Raw genomic sequence first — 22,889 nt, 5'->3', positions numbered from 1 at the left:
TTCATGGTCAAGGAGAATCGCTCGCCAGCTTGGCAAAATAACGCCGCGCTGCCTGATTCACCTTGGGCGCCAAAAGCAGGGTCGACACCATGGTGGGGATGGCCATCACCGCGTACATGCCAATTAACAGGCCGTTAACCAGGTCCAGGGACGTGACCGCCCCCAGAATGATCAACCCGATGTAGACCGGGGTATACCAATGCTGGCGGTGGGCCCCCAGTAAAAAGCCCACGCATTTGGCGCCGTAAAACCAGAAGGTCACGATGGTACTGAAGCTCAGTAGCGCCACCATCAACAGCAGCAGATAGATACCGATATTGGGGAACACCGTCGCTACCGCTTCCGCGGTCAGCGCCACACCCTCAATATCACCGCCGCTTTGCCAGACTCCGGTTAACAGGATCATCAGCGCAGTACAGGTACAGACAATCAAGGTATCGATGACCGGACCGGTCATGGCGACGATGCCTTCCCGCACCGGCTCTCTTGTTCGAGCGGCGCCGTGGGCCATGGACTCGGTGCCAATACCCGCTTCATTGCTAAAGGCGCCCCGCCGCACTCCCACCATGATGACCGATCCGATAGCGCCGCCAGCGGCAGCCTGACCGGAGAAGGCATCGCTGACAATCAGCCCCAGCGCCGCGGGAATTTCACTGGCGTGGGCCAGCATCACGATGCCACCCATACCCAGGTAGAGCAGCACCATGCTGGGCACCAGCCGCACCGTAAGCTTACCGATGCGCTCGATACGGCCGGCAACCACCGCCCAAACCAGCAGGGCCAACACTGCACCGGTGATAAAATCAAAGCCGCGATGGGACTCCGCCGTCGCCCAGCCCGCCGGTTGAGCGACCACCTCTCGCAACAAAGTGATAAATTGATTGGCCTGAAACAGCGGCAGCGTACCCAGGGCCCCGGCAATGGCAAACAGCACCGCCAAGGGGTACCAGCGCCGACCCAGCCCTTCGCGGATCACGTACATGGGGCCGCCCCGCAAGGTGCCTTCGGAGTCCCGCCCCCGGTACATCACTGCCAGTGTCGCGGTATAGAACTTGGTGGTTACCCCGACAATGGCGGTCACCCACATCCAGAACACTGCCCCCGGGCCGCCGACACTGATGGCAATGGCCACCCCCGCCACATTGCCCAGACCCAAGGTTCCCGACAGGGCAGTCGACAGGGCTTGGGCGTGAGAGACATGCCCGGGGTCATCGTCGTGGCTGTATTTACCCCGCAACAGGGCCAGAGAATGACCGATATAACGGTAGGGGCGCAGCCTGGAATACAGCGTTAACGCTATGCCGCCGCCCACCAGCAACACCACCAGCGGCGTGCTCCACATAAAGTTAGCGAAGGCGTTAAAGGCGTTTTCCAGTTGCGCAGTAAAAGACATGACACCGTTCCAAATTCAGGTTTGGGACAGTGTTGTGAAAACGGCGGGGTAATGCAAACACCCCGCCTTGGGATCACTGGTTTAGCAAGCTCAGCGAGCCGCCACAACTAGTCGATTTTTTCCAGCTTGGTGAGCGTATCGATGGGACAGGATCTGGGACCGATCGGCGTTCCCACCACCACTTTGTCAAACTTGGTGACGTCGCTGGTGGTAGAGCTAAAACCGATATATTCAGCACCACTGAGATCCCGGCAATCGATCTTTAGAGTGATCAAATAGTTGCGGGACGGACCGGCGTTAAAAATAACGTGGCGCTCGTCCACGTAGTTCCAGCCACTGATCTGGTAATCCTTAATTCTATCTACCGTCTCACCACGCTGAAAACCGCGATCACTCAGTATTTGCTCGGTACTGCGCGGTGAGTTGGCGCAGGCCGTCAGCATGAGTAGCGCGGAAAGAGACAGGCTCAGCACTGAACGTTTCATTGTTCCCCCTTGGGCTGGGATCATTGGCAGTCACAGGTTTTGACCCTTGCAACTGCCACTGCGTTCCATTCTGGCCAGGACGCTGGACACACCTCTACCCACAACGAGGATCAGTCCTTCTTGGGACCGCCATTTTCCCCGGGCCAGCGCGAGCCACCAATGGTGTCGGCGTAGGGCCAAAAGGCTTCGGCGTCCAGCGGACCTTCCAGGGTGATGCGGCGATCAAGGAAAATGGGCGTCCACAACCAGGCCTCTGCTTCACTGCGCATGGGCAGGTGCTTGGCGATGGGGTCCCAAGGGCTGTCCAACAACTTGACTTGCCCTTGCAGTTTCTCTACCTGAGCGGTGCCGTACTTGGCATAGACCCGCACCACATGGGGCGGAAAATCCCAGCTGGGGTTTTCCATGTCCACGCCCCGCAGATGTTTAATCCACCATTCATTGGTTTCAAACTCGGCGGGCTTTTCTCCTTCGCCGGTTACCTGGCCATTAAATTCCAAAAAGGTATAGCCGCGGTGGCTGACCTTGGCAGAGACGTAATCCATCAAGCGGTAATACTGGGTATCCGCATAGAACTTGGGCTGCCCCCAGCGTTCCTGGCTGCTATAAATCGCCGCCTCCTGATCAATGCCAATGCCCAGGGTGTACTCCCCCTCAATGTCGTTATAGGTGGCATCAACGTTCACCACACAGCCGTATTCCGGCTCGCCCAGTACGGGGAAATTATAGATGGTGATGGTCACGCCAGGCTCTTTACCGGGCTGGATACCCGGCGGCAACAGCTTCGCCACACTGTCGGTGTCAGACAGGTAGCGAATCTTCAGCATCGGCCAGTTGAGAATATCCCCAGGCTTAGCGGGAGGCATGGTTTGGTCGCTCATTGCGGGCTCCTTATTATCGTTAGTGTGCGGATTGCTGGAACGGGTGGCGCCCCTTAAGCGGCGTCCACATAGAACTGGCTAAACCACTTGCGGTAGCGGGCAATGGGGCCGTCGCCATCGCACAGTGCCGGGTCATCGAGGTAAACCTTGTTCTCCCAGATGGGAATATCCTGGCCCACCTGACGGACAATTTCGTCCCGGAAGGCGTGGGCGTAGAGGGTATGCTCCTCGGTCTGGGCCCTGGGCATACTAAAGTTAAAGCGCATATGCAGACGCTGATCGTCGATGGGGGTCACGGTGCCCATCATCACGATATCGAACAAGCGGGAAAATTTCTGAAAAGTCTGCCCCGGACCAAAACTCCAGGATTCCAAGCGGCCCTGGTCAAAGTTTTCGCCGCTGAGGTCGACATTGCCATGCTCATCAATAGCGTGCTGCTGGCTGTCCATCAGAGTACAGCGGGTATAACCGTCGTGGGTCACTTGCCCCACTGGCATTTCCGGAGATTCGTGTACGGTCACAAAGTGAGCGATGTCCGCCGCATTCTCGCCGGTTTCCTGAATGATGGCGTTGATCTCCCAGTCGAACACATCAATGTCGGTCCACTCGGGGGAATGCAGCTCGGCGTGGCGCTCCACTTCAAATAGTGGTTCAGCATCCTCGGGGTGATACCAGGCCCAGATCATTTGGTTCACTTCCCGCAGGGGGTAGCGACGTATTACCTGCTTGCCGTCTACTTTGGGAGGCATATTTTTAGCGTAGGGCACCTTGGTGCAGTAGCCCTCGCCATTGAACTGCCAGGCGTGGAAGGGGCAGGCGATACTGTCTCCCGTCACTTTGCCGCCGTGGCCCAAATGGGCTCCCAGGTGCGGGCAGTGGGCATCCAGCAACGCGGCGTCACCGCCCTCGGTGCGGAACAAAACCAGCTCACGACCGAAATAATGCAGGGGCTTAACGTCACCGGGTGCCAACTCGCTGGTGTAGGCGATGGCGAACCAACCGAAAGGAATGGGTTTGTTATATCTCTTATTCATCCGCTCCACCAAAAAGGTAACCGTGGTATACAAAAAGTATATGGTTTCCTAATTTTGGTCAAGCATGGGCTAGGTTTTTAACATGCTATTTTGCAGATAGCTGAGTAGCATGGCGTATCGGCTGGTGGAGTCATAGTCCTTGTTGTGAAGCCAGTTGAGCGTCACGGCGTTGAGCATGCCCACTGTCATCTCGGCGCAGAACGCCGGCGTCATTTCGGCTTTTAACGCATCGCTGTTGTGCTGAAAAAAAGCCAGAAACATCCGGTTGATATAGGCCAACTGCCCGGCGCCCTGCTGGAGGTTCACCGACATGGCATTAACTGAATAGGCAATCAATTCCCGCTCCAGACCGCCAGCGTCCTGATCCCGTTTGGCAATCACTGCAATAATTTCCGCCAACTGATCGCCGGCGGATTTGCCACTGTGCATCACCTCCAACATCATCGCCTCGGTACCCTGCAGCAGCACCATTTGGCACAGGTCCAGCAACAACTCGTGCTTACTGGCGTAGTAGTTGTAGAAGGTCTTTTTGGCAATATCCACGCAGTCGCAAATGGCGTCGATGGTGACGCCATCCACGCCATGGCGCTCAATCAGTTTGATGGTCTCGTTGCAGATGCTGTCGCGAACCGCCTTTTTCTTGCGCTCGCGGCGCCCAAGTTGTGCAACCGGCACTATCTGTCTCCCTATTTTATTTCTGCAACGGCCATTCTATCAGGCCCAGCCTGGCTGGCCCGGCCAGGCTGGCCGCACCTGGCAGGCCGCACCTGGCAGGCCGCTCCCGCATGATCGGCGGCACGCTATAGCACATCCGGCGGCGTCGGGTTCTCGCCGTTGAGAATACCGTCGATCCGCGCGCGCAGTGCAGCCCGGGATTTCTCCGACATCGGCGTGATCCAGAACTTGTCGTCGCGAATTCCCTGTAGGGCAAATTCGGCAACTTCCTCGGGCTCAGTGGTCTGCAGTTCCATATCGAACTGGGCCATGATCTCCTTCATGTCATCCACCGAGTGGATACCGGAATCCGGTTTGTCAGGATTACCAGGCAAGTCCTCAGGCCGGTTGCGCTCGGAGTTAAAGATGCCGGTATTGACGACATGGGGGCCGGGAAACAGCGCATTGATTTTCACCGGGGTTGCCATCGCCTGAACCTGAAAATACAGGTTTTCGGTAATCGCCTGGACGGCCGCTTTACTGGCGGTATAGATGGGCGTATTGGGCAACATTAAAAAGGCGCCATTGCCCGAGCCAGTGACCACAAAGTGAGCCTCTTTGTCCTGGGCAATCAGTCTGGGCATAAAGGCGTTGATGGTGTGTATCAGGCCCCAGGTGTTAACGCCGAAGCCCCACTCCCAATCGTTGATTTCATAGTCCCACATATTACCGGCTTCACCAGTGCCGACCCCGGCGTTGGCAAACACCAGATGCACTTCACCAAAATGTGTAAAGACCGCCTCTGCCAGCTCCTTCATTGAGCCGGCACTGGTGACGTCAGCCACCTGAGCAAACGCCTCGGCGCCTTGGCCTTTGAGCTCTGCCAGGGTTTTCTCCAGCGCCTCCGCCTCGATATCAGCGATAGCCACTTTGGCTCCCTGACCGGCCAGCAGACGCGCCAGCGCCCGCCCGACGCCGCTGGCGCCCCCGGTGATCAATGCCACTTTGCCTTTGAAATCCTGCACTGCCAGATCCTCCATCGTTATTATGATTTGGAATACTTGATAATATAAATACACCACAGTATATTTTTTAGCAATCATTACAATAACGACGATACAGGTACGGCTATGACATCTCAGGCAAAGCCAACGGATCCCAGCGGCGAACAAACCCTCCCCCCTATCGAGACGCTGTTTAATCCCAACTCCCTGGACTACGCCAATAACCCTGGCCCCCAGTGCATCGCGCTGGCGGAGCGAGGCCCACTGGTATGGTATGGGCCGTGGATGTGTTGGATCATGACCCGCATGCCGGACATCATGGATTGCTGGAAGCGAGAGTACCTGAGCTCGGATTTTTACGACTGGGAATTTGCGCCACCCCGCCCCACCGAAGAAAACTGGAACAATTTTGAAAAGGCCCTGGTGGGTCACAGCCTGCTGGCTGACCCCGACCACCACCGGCTGATTCGCAAAATCACCTCGCCGGCCTTCTCCCGCAACGTGGTGGATAACATTAACCGCCGTATCGAACCGGATATCGCCAAGTTGTTTGCCGGGCTCGAAGGCGAGACCGAATTTGACTATATCGAGCAGGTCGCCAAACACCTGCCCTTTATCTCCATCACCCGCATGGTGGGAATCCCCGACCGCTACTGGCCGCAAATCAAGCAGACGGTGCTGACCTTTACCGAAACCTGGAACCCCACCATTTCCGAAGAGCGGCGCGCCAAAGCCCAGGAAGACAGCAATCGCGCTATCGATATTTTATTTGAGGTGATTGCCGACCGCCGGGCCAACCCCGGCGACGAAGATGACTTTCTCAGTGCCCTGCTGAAGGTGGAGGCGGAGAACCCGGAGTTTGATGAATGGGATATCGTCACGCTGATTCTGGCGCTCATCGGTGCCGGCGCCGACACCACCCTGGTCGCACAGCAGTGGGCCGCCTATGCCTTTTTGAAATTTCCCGACCAAATTGAGCCGGCGCTGGCCTCACCTGAAGCTTTCTCCAATGCCTTTAGCGAAGTGATGCGCTGGGCGGGGAACTCCAAAATGGGCTTTGCACGCTATGCCCCCGACGATATGGAATTGCTTGGGCAGCAAGTGAAAAAGGGGCAGATGGTACTGATGATGCCCCACCTAAAGGATCACGACCCGCAGTTTTTTGCCGACCCGGATAAACTGGACGTAAAGCGCCACTTCGATCCCGACGTGCTGTTCGGCTACGGCCCCCGCTACTGCATTGGCGCGGCGCTGGCCAAACACCAGCTCTACCTGAGTATGCGGGAGTTGTTTACCCGCTTCCCCAATGCCGAGTTGGTTGAAGAACCCGAGCGGGACCTAGAGGACCACAACTCCATCACCTTTAAAAGTCTGCGGGTTCGCACCGGGCACACAGGCACCCGCTGACAACAACGCTTGGGCTATGCGCAAATATCGCAGTAGGCCAACGCGCCCTGGGAGAGCCCTTGCCAGCACACCCGGTAGCGCTGACCGGGAAAGGTTCCCCCACCAAGCGCTGTCTTGAGACGCAAATCAAGGCAGCGTTCTGCCCGGTCCACCTCGACCAGCTCCACGTCCAAAAAATCAAAAACTCGTTGTACCCCTGGAAATAGCGCCTTGTAGAGGCACTCCTTGGCAGAAAAAACCACGGCCAAGGACTGTTCACGGGGGCCAGGCAGCCGCGCTAATAACAGCGCCGATTCACGGGCATCGATCACTTGGGGCCACAACAGATCCGTCGTTGCAGAGTCCAGCTCCGGCAGGATATCAATGCCCACACCACCCCGCCCTCGGCGTATGGCGGCCACCGCAAACTGTCGGTCATGGGTGATGCTGCCAGTGATCCCCCCAGGCCAGAGGGGTTGTCGACAATCGCCGACGCCCACCTGGCCCAACACCAGGCCGGCATTCTCGGCCGCCAGCCGCGCAGCCAAACGCCCGGCTAAAAACTCTGCCCGCCGGGAGGCAACGCTGCGGCTCAAGCTAATGGGACAGGCAATGCCACTGGATTGAAATAGCGACTGCTCAAAAGCCGACGCAGAAAAGTACAGCTGACAGCAACTGAGCGCCAACCCGGGCAGCGCAAACCCTTGATAGTCCACCACAAAGGTCGAAGCCACTGAGCAGCCGGCGTCTCCGCCGGCCACATGTCTATGCACCCTCGAGCTGCCTCTCTGGCTCGCCCTCTTCCACCAGCGCGCTCTCGGTCTTCAGTAACCCCCACTGCTCCAGGGTCGCGATGGCCTTGGCGATGCCATCTTCGCGGCGCAGTTCCGCCCCCAACAAGGTGGCACGATCCACCACATCCGGACGCTGGCACCAGGTCATGGCCTCAGCCAATTGCCGAGCATCGAGCTTTTTGCGGGCCAGCGTGGGAGGCGCCACACCCAGCTGATTTAAGCGCCAGCCCCAAAACGGTTGGTCGCCAAAGAAAGGCACCACCACCGAGGGAATGCCGGCCCGCAAGGCAGCGGCGGTGGTGCCCACGCCGCCGTGGTGAACAGCCATCGACACCCGTGGAAACAACCAGTCGTGGGGGGCGCCGGGGATCACCAATATGTCGTCGCCGCTATCGATGTCCGCCGCCAGCCCACCCCAGCCTGTTGCCAGTATGCCGCGCTGGCCAGACCGACGGAGCGCCGACACAACATGGCCGGTAAATTCGGCAATGCCTTCCCCCAGCATGCTGCCAAACCCCACATAAACCGGCGCTGGGCCCGCGGCTAAAAAATCCGCCAGTTCTGTGCTGGGCTGGTAGTCTGCCCCTTCCTCCAAAAACCAATTTCCCGCCACTTTGACCGAGGCAGGCCACTGGGGCGACGGCGGTACCAGAATCGGACTAAAGCCATACAGTACCCGGTGATCCGGTCGCCGATGGTAAAAAGGCCCGTACCAGGGTAGCGGGTCCAGCCCCAGATCACGCCGAACTTTAGCCACGGCAGGGCCGAGCATTTGCCAGGTCAATTGACGACAGCTGTGATAGAGGAAACGATTGATCGCCGGCATTCTTTGGCGCTTGGGCGGCGGCAGCATCATCGGCGGAATATCGCCGCAGGGAGTAATAGGCTGTAAGTGGCTCTCTACCGTGGGGATCGACAACACTTCTCCCAGCGCCGCCGCCAACGACGCCACCATGCCGTTGCCTATCAGCAATTGAGCGCCACGGGCCGCCGCCATTCCCTGCTCAGCCCAATCGCTGGCCATCACAGTAAGCTCCCGGCGTGCGGTGCGCAACAAGCTCACCGGGTTTAACCCTTTCTGCAGCGCTTTGGGGTCCCGAGCCATAATATCGAGAAAGTCGGCCGTCAGTGGTGCAAACGTCAAACCGTGCTGCTCCACCAGCTCGCGACAGGTCTCGCCGCTGGCAACACACACCTCGTGGCCGGCGGACTGTAAGCCCAAGCCCAAAGCCACAAAGGGTCTTACGTCGCCTTGGGTGCCAATGGAAAACAGCGCAATTTTCATGATTGTCGACGGCCTTCCGCCGCAGCCAGGGACGTGGCTACCAATGGTCCCAGCTCGGTCAACTGGGACGGATCGAGCAGCGCCTGGTGATGGCAATCTATCTGGTGAACTTCCAGGGAACGCCCAAACTGCTGCCACACGGCGGGGCTGTGCTGCAATAAATCCGCTCTGGAGGTTGCCGTCGCCTCGACAAACAGTATGTCGACATCGGCGTGTTTGGGCTCGTAGCTGCGCAGCAGTTTTACATTGTTGTTCAGCACCCGACCGACATGTTCCAGTATCGCGGGGTTAACCTGCTGAATATCCCTCACCATGGGCATATTGAGAATATCGTATTCACGGCATAATCTATCCGTCAGACTCACCATTGAGTCCGGCGGATTACTGCTGTCCAAACCGAGGAACTCCAGGGTATTGATGGCCAGCTGGGAATCGCTGCGCCGCTCCATGGGCTTGCCCTCGGCAAAGGGATAGGCATCCAGTATCGCCAGGAACTCTACCTCTTCACCTTTCTCTCGGAGACATCGAGCCATTTCATGGGCAATTATGCCGCCCATGGACCAACCCAATAAACGGTAGGGACCGGCGGCTTGAACTTGCCGCAGTTGCTCCACGTACAAGCTCGCCACCTCGCTCATACTCTGCGGCAATGTCTCCTCGCCCCGCAAACCAATCGCCTGTAAACCGTAGAGCGGTACGCCGTCGTCTAGGTAGGGACCTATGCCGGCAAAGCCCCATGCCAGGCCGATGATGGGATGCACGCAGAATAGCGGAGCACCACTACCGCCACTATTTAGTGGCAGCACCGTAGCCAGTGGATCGGCCTCCAGGTGCTGTTCTACCTGCTGGGCTAACTCGGCAATCGTACTGGCCTGAAAGACTGCAGCCAGGGGAATTTGCCGCCCCAGTTGTTCCCGCAAGCGCGCCACCATTTTTGCCGCCGCCAGGGAATCCCCGCCCAGATCGAAGAAACTGTCATGGATGCCAACCCGGTCCAGTGCAAAGATCTCTGCCCACATCGCCGCCAGGGTCGATTCCAACTCAGTGCGGGGCGCCACGTACTGCTGACGCGCCTGCCACTGGGGATCGGGCAGCGCCTTGCGATCCACCTTGCCGTTAACATTCAGCGGCAACTCATCCAGCGCAACATACATGGCGGGCACCATGTAATCCGGCAATCGCTGCTGGAGCGTTTCCCGCAACGTCCCTGACTCCAGTTGCTTTCCATCAGCATTAGTATCCGCGACCAGGTAGGCCACCAGCCGACCGTCGCCACGGGGATCTTGCTTCAGCATTACTGCCGCCTGCCGAACGCCCTCACAACGCTGCAGAGCGGCTTCGATCTCTCCGGCTTCCACCCTGAAGCCGCGAACTTTAATCTGGAAATCATTGCGCCCCAGATATTCCAGCACACCATCCTCACGCCAGCGCACCAGGTCACCGGTGCGGTAAAGCTTCCCTCCAGCAAAGGGATTGGGAACAAAGCGCTCCGCTGTCAGTTCCGGGCGATTAAAATAACCTTGGGCCACACCGGCACCACCGATGTACAGTTCCCCGACTGCGCCAACGGGCAGCAACTGGCGGTTGCCGTCCAAAACATGCAGCTGTGTATTCCACAGCGGTCGACCAATGGGCGGCGAATCGAGATCCGCGCCGCTCAGAGTCATGACGCTTGACCACACGGTAGTTTCAGTGGGGCCATACAGGTTCACCACTGGTGTGGACGTCAGCTCGGTCATTTTTTTAGCCAGCGGTCCAGGCAACGCCTCGCCCCCCACCAAAGCCCGCAAATTGCTTAGACACTGGGGATAATCATCCACCAATGCCTGCCAGTGGGATGGGGTCGCTTGTACTACACTAACCCCTCGTTGCAGTATGCGCTCCGACAGTGCCGCGGGGTCCCGGGCCACATCACGATCAACCAGTTCAATCGAGGCCCCAACCAATAGAGGTAAATACAGCTCCAAGGCTGCGATATCAAAGGCGACCGTGGTCAGCGCCAGCACCTTGTCTGAAGGTGAAATGTTTAACTCTGCCCGCATCGCAGATAGGAAGTTCAATAAATTGCGACGGCTGATCATCACGCCTTTGGGCCGCCCAGTCGATCCAGAGGTATATATGATATAGGCAGTAGAAGAAGGACCTATCGGTGACGGCAGCTCTGCATCGCGCAGGTTGCTAACGCTGATCATGCCCTGGGATTCCAGCAGTTCCTCCACCGTCACTACCGGGCAGGCCACGCCGGGTAAACTTTGCGCCAAACTCCCGGAACTCACCAGTAAATCAACTTGGCCCTCTTCGAGGATCATCGCCAATCGCTCGGCTGGTGCAGAGGGATCCAGGGGCAAATAGGCCGCGCCAGTCTTCTGGATAGCCAGCAATACCACGAGCAGGGAGCAGGTCCGGTCCATGGCCACAGCGACTCGGCAACTCGAGTCAATCCCTTGAGCCAGCAGCTGCCTGGCTTTTACATTGGCGCGGGTGTTGAGCTGACTGTAGGTCAGGCCTTGCTCGCCGCAGCTGATAGCCGGCGCATTGGGTGTGCGCATTGCCTGGCGTTCAAACAGCTGGATAAAGTCAATCTCCGGTAGGGCCTGATCGGTATCGTTCCAGTCCCGGAGTTGCCGCCGCCGCTCTTCGTCGCCAAGCCACACCAGAGTGGCCAGGCTCGCTTCCGGCGTCACCATCAACTTGTCGATCAAGGTCAACAAACGGTCTCGGTGTCCATCGAGTTCGGCTTGCGAGTAAAGTGCAGGGTTGGCATCGAGATCAATGCGAAGCTTTTCACCATTACCCCGGTCATAGACAAAAATGGTCAGATCTTCCACGGTGCCATTGGACAGGTTGTGCATTTCACAGCGGTGGCCACCAAAGTGAAGGTCGTAATCAAAGGGCTCGATATTGACGCCAAACCAGGAGATTTGCCGCCCCCCTTCCAAAAGCCCGAGGTCGCGGCGCAGTTCTTCGTAGCGATACTGCTGGTGGCGGAGCGAGCTGCGTACCGTGCTGGCGACCTGCCCGATCAAATCGACAAAAGTAGTCTGCTCATTCAACGCCAGGCGTATACTCACCGCATTGGCCATCATCGCCGGTATCGCGCGCTGCTCACGAGAAACCCGCGCCGATACCGGCATACCAAACACCAGGTCGTCTTCCCCAGACATGCGATAGTAATAACTAGCCAGCAGGGCGATCAGAACCTGAGGCAAGCTGCCACCAGCCTGCTGTCCCAGATCTTTAAGCACCGAGACTCGCTGGGCATCCAGATACCCGCTACTCCGCCGCAGGCCGCCGGATCGCTCACCACCGCGACTCAGTGATTTGGCCTCGGGTATGCCTTGCAAATGCTGCTTCCAGTACTGCTGGTCACGCTGGTAACGAGACGACTCATGATAACGCTGTTCTATCTCCAGCTGTTTGGCCAGCGGTAAAAATGAGTGAGGCGGCACCGGTACTCCCGCGACCAGCGCGTTGTAGATATCGGCGAGGCGGCGGGTCAACAGGCCGCCACCGTAGCCGTCGAGTACCACGTGATGAACCCGGTGATACCAGTAGTAGTGTTGTGGCCCCAATTTGATTAGAGCACAGCGCCACAACAGGTCGGCGGCGAGGTCCAGGGGGCGGCTAAACTCTTTATGCATCCACACCTGGGCCGATACATGTGGCTCCGGGTCATCAGAAAAATCCACCAGGGGAAAATCGCCGCGGTAATACGGAGAAATTTGCTGGCGAGGTCCGTCTTGGGTCTCGACGATTTGGACCCGCGTGGACTCCGCTTCGGCCGCGACCTGGCCCAACGCTGAGATAAACAGCGCTTCGTTTATATCGCCGCGGATTTCGGCATACTCAGCCAGATTGTATATCGCATCGGCGGGGCCTATTTTTTCCCCGACCCACATTCCCCTTTGGGCCGCAGCCAGAGGTAAGTACGTCACCTCAGCGTGATGAAACGCGTCGCCGTTCTCGCCTCGCTCTAGATAATTGCCACCTTCTCCAGCATCGCCAGTTGGGCACGCGGAATCTAACGACATTTCTTTGTGGCGAGAGGATTTGGTGATGGTACGGGTTCTTTCTGCCTCACTGCAGTCCATAAAATGCGCCTTGTTGTCAGTCGTGATGGTTGAGGACGCTCTGCACAACCTGAGGTATCACCAGGTTGCGCAGAGCGTCCTTAAAGGCGCGAGCGCCCCGACGCATTCCCTGCGCAAGTTTCAGTCACCGCCCTTATCGATCGGAGCGGCAACTGCACACTGCAATGCAAGCCGCCAAACACTTCATTTACGGCGATACAGATAGATCCTGCGTCAATGGTACTAATTCACAAATTGAAGTTGTGTGAACATTGTCACAGCGATCAATAACACGAATTATTTATTTTTCGTTTTTTATTATTAAGCTGTCTCAGCTTTGCGGATCAGCGATTCAAGCTGTTGTTGATAATGCTTTAAGGCGGGATTGGCATTGTGGCGCTGGCGAGGCTCCAGCTCGTCAATGCCCTCGAGAAGAGGCAGATCCAATAGTGGCTGCAGCCTTTGTATCGTGCCACGGGGGTCGTTCACCAGCGCTTGATAATCGACCTCCACTGCTTTACCAGATGGCATTGCAGCCACCTCATTGCGGTACGCTGCAATTTGCCTGGCAACCTGTCTGGCCAAAATGGGGCGCAACAGCAATGACATAGCCCGTTGTCCAATGAGCCTTCGCAGACTTCGTGCCAACTTCCAGACCCAGTAGCCAAGCCGATAGCCTTTTCGTCCGCGCCCCTGCCCCAGCAGTAGTTCCAGATAGGGTTGCGGGCCGTCCAGATAAGCCATGACAGCATTGAGCGCGCTATTTAACACTGCAATTGGCTCGCGACTGATGTACACAAAGCGCGCCTGCGGAAAGTGCTCCGCCATCCATTTGCCGTTGCCGATATCCCATGGGTTTTTAAGCAGGACGGCGCTGCAGCCTGGCTCCACCGCTAACAATTTTTGGCACAAAATTGAAAAAATGTGTCGATTGTTGTCCGACAAGTGAAATGAGCCGGACTTCAATCGCAGCAGAAAACCATATTCTTCCACTTCGTTTGCACCGACTGCAGTTTGATCAATATGGCGATCCGCAATCCCCAGCGCGCGCAAACACTCATCCAATCGTTGGCGGTCGACATCCGCCAGGTGCTGCTGGTGATTGGCGAGCAAGCGGTCGAAATAAAACAGATGATAGAGAGTAAGATGCGCCAGGGGAAAAGAGCGGGATAGGCTGTCGTACAAAAAGGTCGTACCCGAGCGGTGCAGGCCCATAATAAATACCGGCCTGACTGGCTGATCAGCGAGGCTCGGCAGCAACGCTGCATCTTCATCCTTGTCAGGGAACTTGGGGTCGATGGGCAGTTGCACAAGCCGTTATCCTTGGTAATTAGGCGACGAGCTTATATCAACTTTTCCTCCGGCTTCGACCCCAGCTCACCACAATGTGATGCGCCGCACGTTTTGCCAATCAACTGGTGACATGGCCAACAATGGGTCGCAGCACAATTTCCTCAGTCACTACCCGCCGGTCCATCAGATACATTTGCACAAAGGCCCGCGCCACATCTTCAGTGGGCATAAGCTGGTCGGCGACACTCTCCACACCATCCCAGGACGGTGAGCGCGTTGCTCCGGGGGACACACAGCAGACTCGAATGTCCTCGCCCCTCAGCTCTTCCCGCAAGGCCCGACTAAAGCCCATCACTCCGTGTTTGGCAGCGCAGTATGCTGAGATGCCAGGGTAGCCCTCAAAGCCGGCGGTGGACACCATATTGAAAATATCTCCCTGCCCAAGCTCTTGCATCATCGGCACCACGTGATGGCAAAGCAGAAACGTGCTGTGAAGATTACTGGCGACGATACGACTAAAGGTGCTGGGCGCCATCTCCGCCACCGACTCACAGTGCCACTGCCCGGCGTTATTGATCAGCACCGACACCGGGCCCTGGCGTTTTTCGAGCGCCGCCATCGCCGAAGCCACCGCCGTGTCGTCACTGGCATCACAGGGATAGAGCTCCACCTCTTCAGCGCCACCGCATTGCGCCTTGACCTCGGCCAGTCCAGTTTCATTGCGGGCCAGCAAGGCCAATCGAAGCGGCGTTTCCAGCGCGGCAAACTGGCGGGCAATCTCGGCACCGATGCCCTGAGAGGCACCGGTGATGAGGACCAAGGGCGAATGGGGCAAGCGACTCATGGTGGTGTGACTCCATTAATTGATTGGCAAAGCGCAAGAACCAGCCCGGACTGGCGTCTTGCCGACAGCGAGCTTGCACTGACCGTTAAATACTGTCAAAAGTGTGTCTCGGAATTAGCCGGGTCGGATAAGCACTATGATTGACGATATCGTCGATAAACGCTCGATAAAGCTCTTCATTATTCTCGGCGGCTTTTTTGTCGCCAATGCGCTGATTGCCGAGTTTATTGGCGTTAAGATTTTTTCCCTGGAGCGCAGCTTGGGCATGGAGCCCCTCTCCCTCAATCTACTGGGGGTCGACAACCTGGCCTTCAATCTCACGGCCGGCGTACTGCTTTGGCCAGTGGTGTTTGTGCTTACCGACATTATCAACGAGTATTATGGCCAGCGCGGTGTCCGCTTGCTGTCCTACCTGGCGGTAGCGCTGATTCTTTATGCCTTTGTGATGTTCTACGTCGGCATCCACCTTACCCCCGCCGACTTCTGGCCCCAGTCCCATATCGACCCGAGCCTGCCGGAAACCAGCCAGCAGGCCATTCGCGATAAGGTCAGCGACTACGATTACGCATACAAGTTGGTTTTCGGCCAGGGGCTGTGGATCATCATCGGATCGCTGGTGGCGTTTTTGATCGGTCAACTTATCGATGTCGCGGTATTTCACCGGGTAAAGCAGGCCACAGGAGAGCGATTTATCTGGTTGCGGGCCACCGGCTCGACCCTGGTCAGCCAGTTTATCGACAGTTTTGTGGTGCTGTTTATCGCCTTTTACTTGGGCGCAGACTGGGGGCTGTCGCTGGTACTGGCAATCGGTGTGGTGAATTACATCTACAAATTCACCATGGCCTTAGTGCTCACGCCAGTCATCTACGGCGCCCATGCGTTGATCGAGGGATATCTGGGCGCTGAGCTTGCCGCCGACATGAAACGCCGGGCGGCCGCATAGCCTTGTCCCAGCGCCTACCTCGCCGGCGATAAATCGCTGATCGCGCTTATTCTTTGATCAGCGACAGGAACTCGTGGCGGGTGACCGGGTTGTCCCGGAAGACCCCCAGCATAGTGGAGGTCTTCATCTTGGAATTCTGTTTTTCCACGCCCCGCATCATCATGCAGAAGTGCTTGGCCTCGATAATGACCCCGACACCTTCGGCGCCGGTCAACTCCATCACTGCATTGGCTATCTGAGTGGTGAGGTTTTCTTGAATCTGCAGACGCCGGGCAAACACATCGACAATCCGCGCCACCTTGGATAAGCCAATCACCTTGCCATTGGGGATATAGGCCACATGGCACTTACCCACGAAGGGCAGGATATGGTGTTCGCACATGGAGTACAGCTCGATATCCTGCACGATAATCATCTCGCTGTTATCGCTGCTGAATATCGCGTTGTTCACCACCTCGTCCAAGTCTTGCCGGTAACCCTGGGTTAAAAACTCAAAAGCCTTGGCGGCCCGCTTGGGGGTATCCAGCAAGCCCTCCCGCTGGGGGTCATCGGCAGTGGCCAGGATGGTTCTTATACACTCTTCTACAGTTTTATTCGGCATCTGCCCGCGATCCATTTTTATTCAAAGCCCGACAGTATAGCCCCTCGGCTGGACGCTGAAAAACGCCTGAAGGAAATCTGTATTGACTGTAATACACGAGTTAGGTCAGTCCCTATCTGCCGACATCCCGGCGTGCTGGGCTATCAGCCGCAGCGCTCTGAACTGCTCAGACGACATCTGATCTGGAAGGATCGTGACGGAAGCAGAGCGACCCAGACCAGAGCCAAAGTGCAAAACCACCATCCAGCGCCGCACCACAGCGCCCCGCCACTGCAGTGGTGCCGGCCCACTGGGCCACTGTCCGCACCAGCGCTGGCCATCCCACCACAGGTCTCTAAGCTCGCTGGTGGTGAGTAAGGGTAGGCAGCGGGATCGCAGCCAGTATCCATGCCAAAGCAGTGTCAGCAGACACAGCAGCTTTAGCCCAATCGGCATTGCGCTGGCGACAACCGCCAGCCAGGCCACAAGCTGAGCCGCAGCGTAGCCCGCCAAGAAGCAGCGGGAGGGGCGCCAATTAGGGTGCAGTGCCCTTGGAGAAGGCATTAATGGCCTCGACGATGGCAGCTAGATCGGCGTCCTCGGGCTGCTCTTTACCCAGAAACCATTGAAACAGCTGGGTATCCTCGCATTCCAACAGGCGCACAAAGCGCTGCTGGTCACGCTCGGCCAACTGCCTGAAACGTTGCTCAAAAAACGGCACCATGACCAGATCCAACTCCAGCATGCCCCGGCGGCAACCCCAATAGATTCGCTTGATCTCGTTTTCTGTGTACATTACCTTCCACTGCACTTGCTGCGCTCTGAGGCGATACTGCTACCTTACGGTTTCGCGCGGTTTGTCGATCGCTCAGTATACCGGCATTGCACATCGCACGCAGCGCGCCTCGCAATCGGTCAGCGCACTTCAAGTGAGCATTTACCCCAACAAGGTTTTATCCCAGCGACTATGAGCAGCTTTAGCGACTATCTGGCCAAACACCACCCCGGCAGCCACAGCGACAATAGCGGCTTCTGGTACCCTGGCGCGTCAACCCAGGGCGGCGCCACCCTGACTTATCTCGGCCAGTACGATTTTCTGAGCCTTCAGGGCCCGGACAGCCGGACCTTTTTGCAGGGGCAAACCACCTGCGACTGGCGACAGCTCGGCATCCAGCAGGCCAGCTGGGGCAGTTACTGCAATATTAAAGGGCGGATGATGGCCAGCTTTATCGGCGGCTTTCTGGCCGATGACCACATTCTGCTGCGTATGCGGCGGGATATCGCCGCCGACACCCGGGACACACTGGCCAAATATATTGTGTTCTCCAAAGCAGAAATCGACTACCAACCCGGGCGCTGGCTGGCGCTGGGCTTGTCTGGCAGCGACGCCAGGTCATTGCTGGCGAGTCTGGGGCTTGCCGAACCCGGCGCCTATATGGCGCAGAGCATCAGTTCATCTGCAGCTCAAAGCGCCCCAGGCCACGCTCTGGCCGTGCAACTCGACCAAGCCGGAGAGCGTTTTGAAATTTGGCTGGACGCAGACGCCGCGGAATCGGCGTGGCAAACCCTGAGTGACCGCACCACGCTATGCAGTGGCGAAGACTGGCAGCGCGACAATATCCGCGCCGGCCTGGCCGATATCTGCGCCGCCACCCGGGACGAGTTCTTGCCGCAAATGCTGCACTACCAGCTCATTGGTGGCCTGAGTTTCAAGAAAGGCTGCTACACCGGTCAGGAGGTGGTGGCCCGTATGCACTACCGGGGCTCCCTGAAACGGCGGTTATACCGGGGGCAATATAGCGGCGAGGTCCAAGTGGCTGAGGGAGAGCGGCTCTTCGCCGAAGGCAGCCAGAGTGTCGGCCAAATAGTGCACCGCGCCCATGGCCCGGAGGGTACCGAGGTGTTGGTCGCCCTGACCAAAACCAGCGCCAAAGCACCGGATACCCTGCGCAGCGAGGGGGGCGTTAGCGGGCTAGAGTTGCAGCCCCTCCCCTATGCGCTGCCAGAGGATGACGGCGACGCGGCCGAAGACAGCGCTTGAGGAACTGCACCGGCGTCTAGCTCAAAGCGCCGGCAGTTGCCAATTAATAGGAGCGACACCTCGAGCGGCCAAATAATCGTTGGTTTGCGAGAAGTGGCGACAGCCCAAAAAGCCCCGATGCGCCGACAACGGCGAGGGGTGCGGGGCCTTTAATACTTTGTGTCGAGCGGGGTCGATGACTTTACCCTTTTTCTGCGCGTGCGCCCCCCACAGCAAAAACACCAGCCCCTCGAGATCCTGGTTCAGCGCGGTGATGGCGGCGTCGGTAAAGGTTTCCCAACCGCGCCCCTGATGGGCCCCGGCCTGCCCCTGCTCTACCGTTAGCACGCTGTTGAGCAGCAATACGCCCTGGTCGGCCCAGGATTGCAGATAACCGTGATTGGCAGGGGGGATACCCAAATCGGACGCCAACTCCTTGTAGATGTTCACCAGCGAAGGCGGTGCCGGCACACCGGGTTGCACCGAGAAACACAGGCCGTGAGCCTGCCCCGGCCCGTGGTAGGGATCCTGCCCCAGGATCACCACTTTTACCTGATCAAAGGGCGTGGAGTTGAGCGCTGCAAACCAATGGCTGGGGCGGGGATATATGATTGCCCCCTGTTGCCGGCGCTGGGCTAAAAAGGACCGCAGCTCGGCCATGTAGGGCTGCTCAAACTGGGCCTGCAACTCTGCCAGCCAGCCGGGCTCCAGTTGGATTGGATTGTGTTGGTCGGTATCGGCCACGCCAGTGCCTCCCTGTCCTTATCACTTTGCCTTTAACACCATGATCACCATTCGCAGGCCGCGAAATAGCGCCAAAGCGGCACAGGATACCAGAGGCGATGACAATCAACCTCTGTGACAATCAACCTCTGGTTGAGGGCTGGCTTTCGGCCTTACGCCGGGTAAGACGATCGCCCAGCGCCTTCAGGGGTAGCAGGATACGGTCGTAATAAGCCGGGCAAAGACGCTGAATCACATCCAGCAGCCGGGCATCACTGCCTATCAACAGGCGACGCTGGCCCCGCTTCATCGCCTTGACGATGGCACGAGCAGCGGCATCGGCGGAGGTGCGGGCAATGTTGTCGAACAGTTCCGCAGTAGCGGCCACCGTGGTCGGCTGGCCGTCCAGGTCGTGGTGATGGCGGCCGTTGCGGGCGATATTGGTCTGAATTCCCCCCGGGTGCACCGTGGTCACAACAACATTGCTGTGACGCAGATCCTGGCGCAAGGATTCAGAATAGCCCCGCACTGCAAACTTGGCAGCGTTGTAAGCTGACTGGGAGGGCACCGACATTAAGCCAAACAAACTGGAGATATTCACCAGGCTGGCCTGAGGGCGAGATTGCAAGTAGGGCAAGAATGCCTCGGTGCCGTTTACTACCCCCCAGAAATTGATATCGAACAACCAGCAGAAATCCTCCCTGGGCTGCTCACCGGCGTGACAGCTCAAGGCCACACCGGCATTGTTGATAATGCCATCGACCTGACCGAAGTGCTCAGCCACCGCCGCCGCCCACGAGGTCATGGCCTGGCGGTCACTGACGTCCAACTCGCTAAGCATCAGATCAGACTCCGGCGCCAATGGGCGCAAGCCCTCCAGGCCTTGGAGGTCGACATCCGAGGCGGCCACCTTCGCTCCCTCGGCTAACAGATTTGACACCAGACAGCGCCCGATCCCGGAGGCCGCGCCGGTTACCGCAATGACTTTGTTATTGAGTTTCATCGATAGGTTCTCATTGACTATTACCCTGGCAATAGGAGCTGCTCAGGCCGGCACTGTCGGTGCTTCGCTGGCCGCCTTGACCTTGGTATCTTGGCTGTGGGGAGCGCAGACCCGATAGTCCCCAAGACTAAAACGGCGGGTTATCAGCCGATAGTGCCAGGAGAAACTGGGCCATAGAGTGGTGTTTTTACCGGATTCCGTTAGGTACCAGCTGTTGCAACCGGAGGTCCAGATCGAGTTTGCCATACGCCGCTGAACGCGCTCGTTAAAGCGCTCCTGTACCGTCTCCTGCACATCCAGCGCCTTGCCGGGTATACGCTTGAGTTGATCCAAGTACTGCAGAATGTAGCGAATCTGCGATTCAATGTAGAACACCACCGAGGTGTTACCGGGGCCGGTATTGGGCCCCATCATATACAGCAGATTGGGATAGCCGCTTACGGTAAGCCCCTTGTAGGCTTCTGAGCCCTCAGCCCAATCGTCATTGAGCTGTCTGCCCCCCAGCCCGATAATGGGCATCGGCGCTCCAGCAACCGGGACCTTAAAACCAGTGGCCAAAATCAGCGCGTCCAGCTGTTGTCGTTCACCAGTGGCAGTAACTACGCTGTCGCCCTCAATGCGCGCAATGCCGTCAGTGACGACTTGAACATTGTCGCAACTCAAAGCCCGATAGTAATCGTCCGACAACAACACCCGCTTGCAGCCCATGCCATAGTTGGGGGTCAACTTGGCGCGCAGGGCCGGGTCGCGGACCTGGCGTTTTAAATAGCGACGCCCCGCCGACTCGCCGAGGCGGGTCAGAATGCTGTCCCACAAGAAAGCCGGCACCACGCTCTCCATCAACGCGTACTGCCCCAAGCGGGCCAATCGTTGCGCCAGTGGATGGCGCCGAAAACGCCGACGGGCCGACTCCGATACGGCGCCATCTCGCTTTGGCAAAACCCAGGGCGGTGTGCGCTGAAATACCGACAGCGACGCCACCTCGGGCTGTATGGAGGGAATAACCTGGATGGCGCTGGCGCCGGTGCCGATAACCCCGACCCGCTTGCCCGCCAGCGAATAATTGCCATCCCATTCGGCGGTGTGCATCACTTTGCCGTCAAAATCCTCCAAGCCTGGAATAGCCGGGTACTGGGGGATATTCAGGGCACCAATGGCCACCACCACAGCGCGAGCGTAGCGGGAGGGCTGTCCCTCAAAATCAATACACCAGATTTGGCTGTGCTCACAAAAGCGCATTGCCTTCACACGATGATGAAACGCAATCCGGGAATGAAGTTGGTATTTTTCGGCACAGTGTTGCAGGTAGCGGTGAATGTCCTGCCGCCCACTGTAGACCCGCTGCCAATCTGGATTGGGCTCAAAGGAAAACGAATACAGGTGCGAGGGCACATCACAGGCAGCGCCGGGATAGGTATTGTCCCGCCACACGCCGCCGACGTCTCCGGCTTGCTCAAAGATGGCAAAATCGTTTTCCCCCCGCTGCCGAAGGCGGGCAGCCAATCCCAATCCACCAAAACCGGCACCAATAATGGCCACCCCCAGCGTCTCGTTATCTACCGACACAGGATGTTCCGACACTGCTTGTTCCGAGATAGACATAGACGACTGGCTCACGCGCTTTGGCCTGGGGCACTGAAACTGCTCACTTCCTGCTCCAGGGCATCAATCTGCTTCAGGTATTCACGGTTATCGTGATCCCAGGGGTGAAAGCCAGGTTTAAAGTAATCCAACCAATCCTTCAGCGGGCGGCGCAGCGCCCCCGGCGTGATCCACAAAAACTTGAATACCCGCCCCCAGCCGGCCAGATTCCAGAGCTGCCCTTCGCGGCGCAACAAACCAATGTGAAAGGGAATGACCAGGCACCAGAATATCGCGGTGGCAGATAACAGCCCGAAGCAGCGATGCAGGTAGGCCCTCAGCCCTCGGCCTATCGTCGCTTGGAAGACATCGAAGGCCACGGCTTTGTGTTCGGTTTCCTCCAGGGCGTGCCAACGCCAAACCGCATGAAAATGCGGCTCTGCGCCCTCCAGCATCCGGGGATCCCTGAGTAGATTGTTGGCCAGAATTGCGGTGAGGTGCTCCAGCGCAATAGTGGCTGACAACTGTGAAGCCTTGGGTGTATAGCGACGCAGAAAGTTTAAAAACTTGAGTACCCATTTGCCGTAGGTATCAGCAGGCAGGCCGCGCTGGGTCAAGGCGTCATTGTACTCCTCGTGCTCCCGGCCGTGCATGGCCTCCTGACCAATAAAGCCCCGCACCGCCTCCTGCAACTCGGGGTCTTTGATTTGATCGCGGTAGTAGCGAACGCTGTCGATAAAGAATCGTTCACCATCGGGGAAAAATATCGACAGGGTGTTAAAAAAGTGAGTGACGTGCAGCCCTGCTGGGTGCCAGTCGCTAATGCGATCTTTAGGCAAACAGAACTGCAGATTACGTCTTACTGGTTGAACTGGTGCGTTCATAGCGGGCCCTCCGCGGTGGACGGTCAACAACT

General features: G+C 57.8%; 21 protein-coding genes. 3 read left to right on the top strand and 18 right to left on the bottom strand.

What is annotated here, in order from left to right:
- Window positions 1-7: 7 nt before the first annotated feature.
- The 6 genes from I6N98_RS05785 to I6N98_RS05760 all read right to left on the bottom strand — a co-directional run bounded on the left by I6N98_RS05785 (window position 8) and on the right by I6N98_RS05760 (window position 5,472).
- A complete protein-coding gene (locus tag I6N98_RS05785; RefSeq protein WP_198570850.1) occupies window positions 8-1,393 on the bottom strand; it encodes an alanine/glycine:cation symporter family protein in 1,386 nt (461 codons plus the stop codon).
- A 107-nt stretch (window positions 1,394-1,500) separates the two neighbouring features.
- Window positions 1,501-1,878: a DUF6491 family protein gene (locus I6N98_RS05780; protein ID WP_198570849.1), complete on the bottom strand. Its 378-nt coding sequence runs from the start codon at window positions 1,876-1,878 to the stop codon at window positions 1,501-1,503.
- Window positions 1,879-1,988: 110 nt separating this feature from the next.
- Window positions 1,989-2,759, bottom strand: coding sequence for an acetoacetate decarboxylase family protein (locus I6N98_RS05775; RefSeq protein WP_198570848.1), 771 nt, complete (start codon window positions 2,757-2,759; stop codon window positions 1,989-1,991).
- A 53-nt stretch (window positions 2,760-2,812) separates the two neighbouring features.
- On the bottom strand, window positions 2,813-3,793 hold the full coding sequence (locus tag I6N98_RS05770) for an aromatic ring-hydroxylating oxygenase subunit alpha (RefSeq protein ID WP_198570847.1): 981 nt from the start codon (window positions 3,791-3,793) through the stop codon (window positions 2,813-2,815).
- Window positions 3,794-3,862: 69 nt separating this feature from the next.
- The gene (locus I6N98_RS05765) at window positions 3,863-4,468 is read right to left on the bottom strand and encodes a TetR/AcrR family transcriptional regulator (protein WP_198570846.1); all 606 of its coding nucleotides are present in this window, start codon (window positions 4,466-4,468) and stop codon (window positions 3,863-3,865) included.
- A 125-nt stretch (window positions 4,469-4,593) separates the two neighbouring features.
- On the bottom strand, window positions 4,594-5,472 hold the full coding sequence (locus I6N98_RS05760; RefSeq protein WP_198570845.1) for an SDR family NAD(P)-dependent oxidoreductase: 879 nt from the start codon (window positions 5,470-5,472) through the stop codon (window positions 4,594-4,596).
- A gap of 105 nt (window positions 5,473-5,577) precedes the next feature.
- Between I6N98_RS05760 and I6N98_RS05755 the strand changes: the two genes are divergently transcribed.
- Complete coding sequence (locus I6N98_RS05755) at window positions 5,578-6,858, top strand: cytochrome P450 (RefSeq protein WP_198570844.1); 1,281 nt, start codon at window positions 5,578-5,580, stop codon at window positions 6,856-6,858.
- 14 nt (window positions 6,859-6,872) lie between these two features.
- Here the strand turns inward: I6N98_RS05755 and I6N98_RS05750 are convergent, their stop codons facing one another.
- The 5 genes from I6N98_RS05750 to I6N98_RS05730 form a co-directional block, all read right to left on the bottom strand.
- Window positions 6,873-7,571 (bottom strand): 4'-phosphopantetheinyl transferase family protein, encoded by a 699-nt coding sequence (locus tag I6N98_RS05750; RefSeq protein WP_232787473.1) that lies wholly within the window; start codon window positions 7,569-7,571, stop codon window positions 6,873-6,875.
- A 31-nt stretch (window positions 7,572-7,602) separates the two neighbouring features.
- Window positions 7,603-8,916, bottom strand: a complete 1,314-nt coding sequence (locus tag I6N98_RS05745; RefSeq protein ID WP_198570842.1) for a glycosyltransferase — start codon at window positions 8,914-8,916, stop codon at window positions 7,603-7,605.
- On the bottom strand, window positions 8,913-13,007 hold the full coding sequence (locus I6N98_RS05740; protein WP_198570841.1) for a non-ribosomal peptide synthetase: 4,095 nt from the start codon (window positions 13,005-13,007) through the stop codon (window positions 8,913-8,915). Before I6N98_RS05740 ends, I6N98_RS05745 begins: the two co-directional genes overlap by 4 nt.
- Before the next feature lie 300 nt (window positions 13,008-13,307).
- Window positions 13,308-14,297 (bottom strand): sulfotransferase, encoded by a 990-nt coding sequence (locus I6N98_RS05735; RefSeq protein ID WP_198570840.1) that lies wholly within the window; start codon window positions 14,295-14,297, stop codon window positions 13,308-13,310.
- Between the two features lie 100 nt (window positions 14,298-14,397).
- Entirely contained in the window at window positions 14,398-15,123 is a 726-nt protein-coding gene (locus I6N98_RS05730) for an SDR family oxidoreductase (RefSeq protein WP_198570839.1), read from the bottom strand.
- A gap of 136 nt (window positions 15,124-15,259) precedes the next feature.
- Here I6N98_RS05730 and I6N98_RS05725 point away from each other — a divergent pair, with 136 nt between their 5' ends.
- A complete protein-coding gene (locus I6N98_RS05725; protein ID WP_198570838.1) occupies window positions 15,260-16,066 on the top strand; it encodes a queuosine precursor transporter in 807 nt (268 codons plus the stop codon).
- 46 nt (window positions 16,067-16,112) lie between these two features.
- On the opposite strand, the gene folE is transcribed toward I6N98_RS05725, so the two are convergent.
- The 3 genes from folE to I6N98_RS05710 all read right to left on the bottom strand — a co-directional run bounded on the left by folE (window position 16,113) and on the right by I6N98_RS05710 (window position 17,442).
- Window positions 16,113-16,667, bottom strand: coding sequence for a GTP cyclohydrolase I FolE (folE, locus tag I6N98_RS05720; RefSeq protein ID WP_198570837.1), 555 nt, complete (start codon window positions 16,665-16,667; stop codon window positions 16,113-16,115).
- Window positions 16,668-16,772: 105 nt separating this feature from the next.
- The gene (locus I6N98_RS05715; protein ID WP_198570836.1) at window positions 16,773-17,210 is read right to left on the bottom strand and encodes a protein YgfX; all 438 of its coding nucleotides are present in this window, start codon (window positions 17,208-17,210) and stop codon (window positions 16,773-16,775) included.
- The gene (locus tag I6N98_RS05710) at window positions 17,182-17,442 is read right to left on the bottom strand and encodes an FAD assembly factor SdhE (RefSeq protein ID WP_198570835.1); all 261 of its coding nucleotides are present in this window, start codon (window positions 17,440-17,442) and stop codon (window positions 17,182-17,184) included. The genes I6N98_RS05715 and I6N98_RS05710 overlap by 29 nt, the downstream gene beginning before the upstream one ends.
- Window positions 17,443-17,613: 171 nt before the next feature.
- On the opposite strand from I6N98_RS05710, the gene ygfZ reads away from it, so the two are divergent.
- A complete protein-coding gene (gene ygfZ, locus I6N98_RS05705) occupies window positions 17,614-18,687 on the top strand; it encodes a CAF17-like 4Fe-4S cluster assembly/insertion protein YgfZ (protein ID WP_198570834.1) in 1,074 nt (357 codons plus the stop codon).
- A 21-nt stretch (window positions 18,688-18,708) separates the two neighbouring features.
- Here ygfZ and ung read toward each other — a convergent pair whose 3' ends face one another.
- The 4 genes from ung to I6N98_RS05685 form a co-directional block, all read right to left on the bottom strand.
- On the bottom strand, window positions 18,709-19,410 hold the full coding sequence (ung, locus tag I6N98_RS05700) for a uracil-DNA glycosylase (RefSeq protein WP_198570833.1): 702 nt from the start codon (window positions 19,408-19,410) through the stop codon (window positions 18,709-18,711).
- A gap of 121 nt (window positions 19,411-19,531) precedes the next feature.
- A complete protein-coding gene (locus tag I6N98_RS05695; RefSeq protein WP_198570832.1) occupies window positions 19,532-20,392 on the bottom strand; it encodes an SDR family NAD(P)-dependent oxidoreductase in 861 nt (286 codons plus the stop codon).
- A 42-nt stretch (window positions 20,393-20,434) separates the two neighbouring features.
- Window positions 20,435-21,973 carry a flavin-containing monooxygenase gene (locus I6N98_RS05690; RefSeq protein ID WP_232787472.1) on the bottom strand — a complete coding sequence of 513 codons (1,539 nt, stop codon included), beginning with the start codon at window positions 21,971-21,973 and terminating at the stop codon, window positions 20,435-20,437.
- Window positions 21,974-22,005: 32 nt separating this feature from the next.
- Window positions 22,006-22,857 carry a metal-dependent hydrolase gene (locus I6N98_RS05685; protein WP_198570830.1) on the bottom strand — a complete coding sequence of 284 codons (852 nt, stop codon included), beginning with the start codon at window positions 22,855-22,857 and terminating at the stop codon, window positions 22,006-22,008.
- Between the last annotated feature and the right edge of the window lie 32 nt (window positions 22,858-22,889).

It is taken from the genome of Spongiibacter nanhainus, assembly GCF_016132545.1.
Lineage (GTDB): Bacteria > Pseudomonadota > Gammaproteobacteria > Pseudomonadales > Spongiibacteraceae > Spongiibacter > Spongiibacter nanhainus.
Note: the sequence above shows the minus strand (reverse complement) of the source record. Positions and strands in the feature narration are given on the sequence as shown.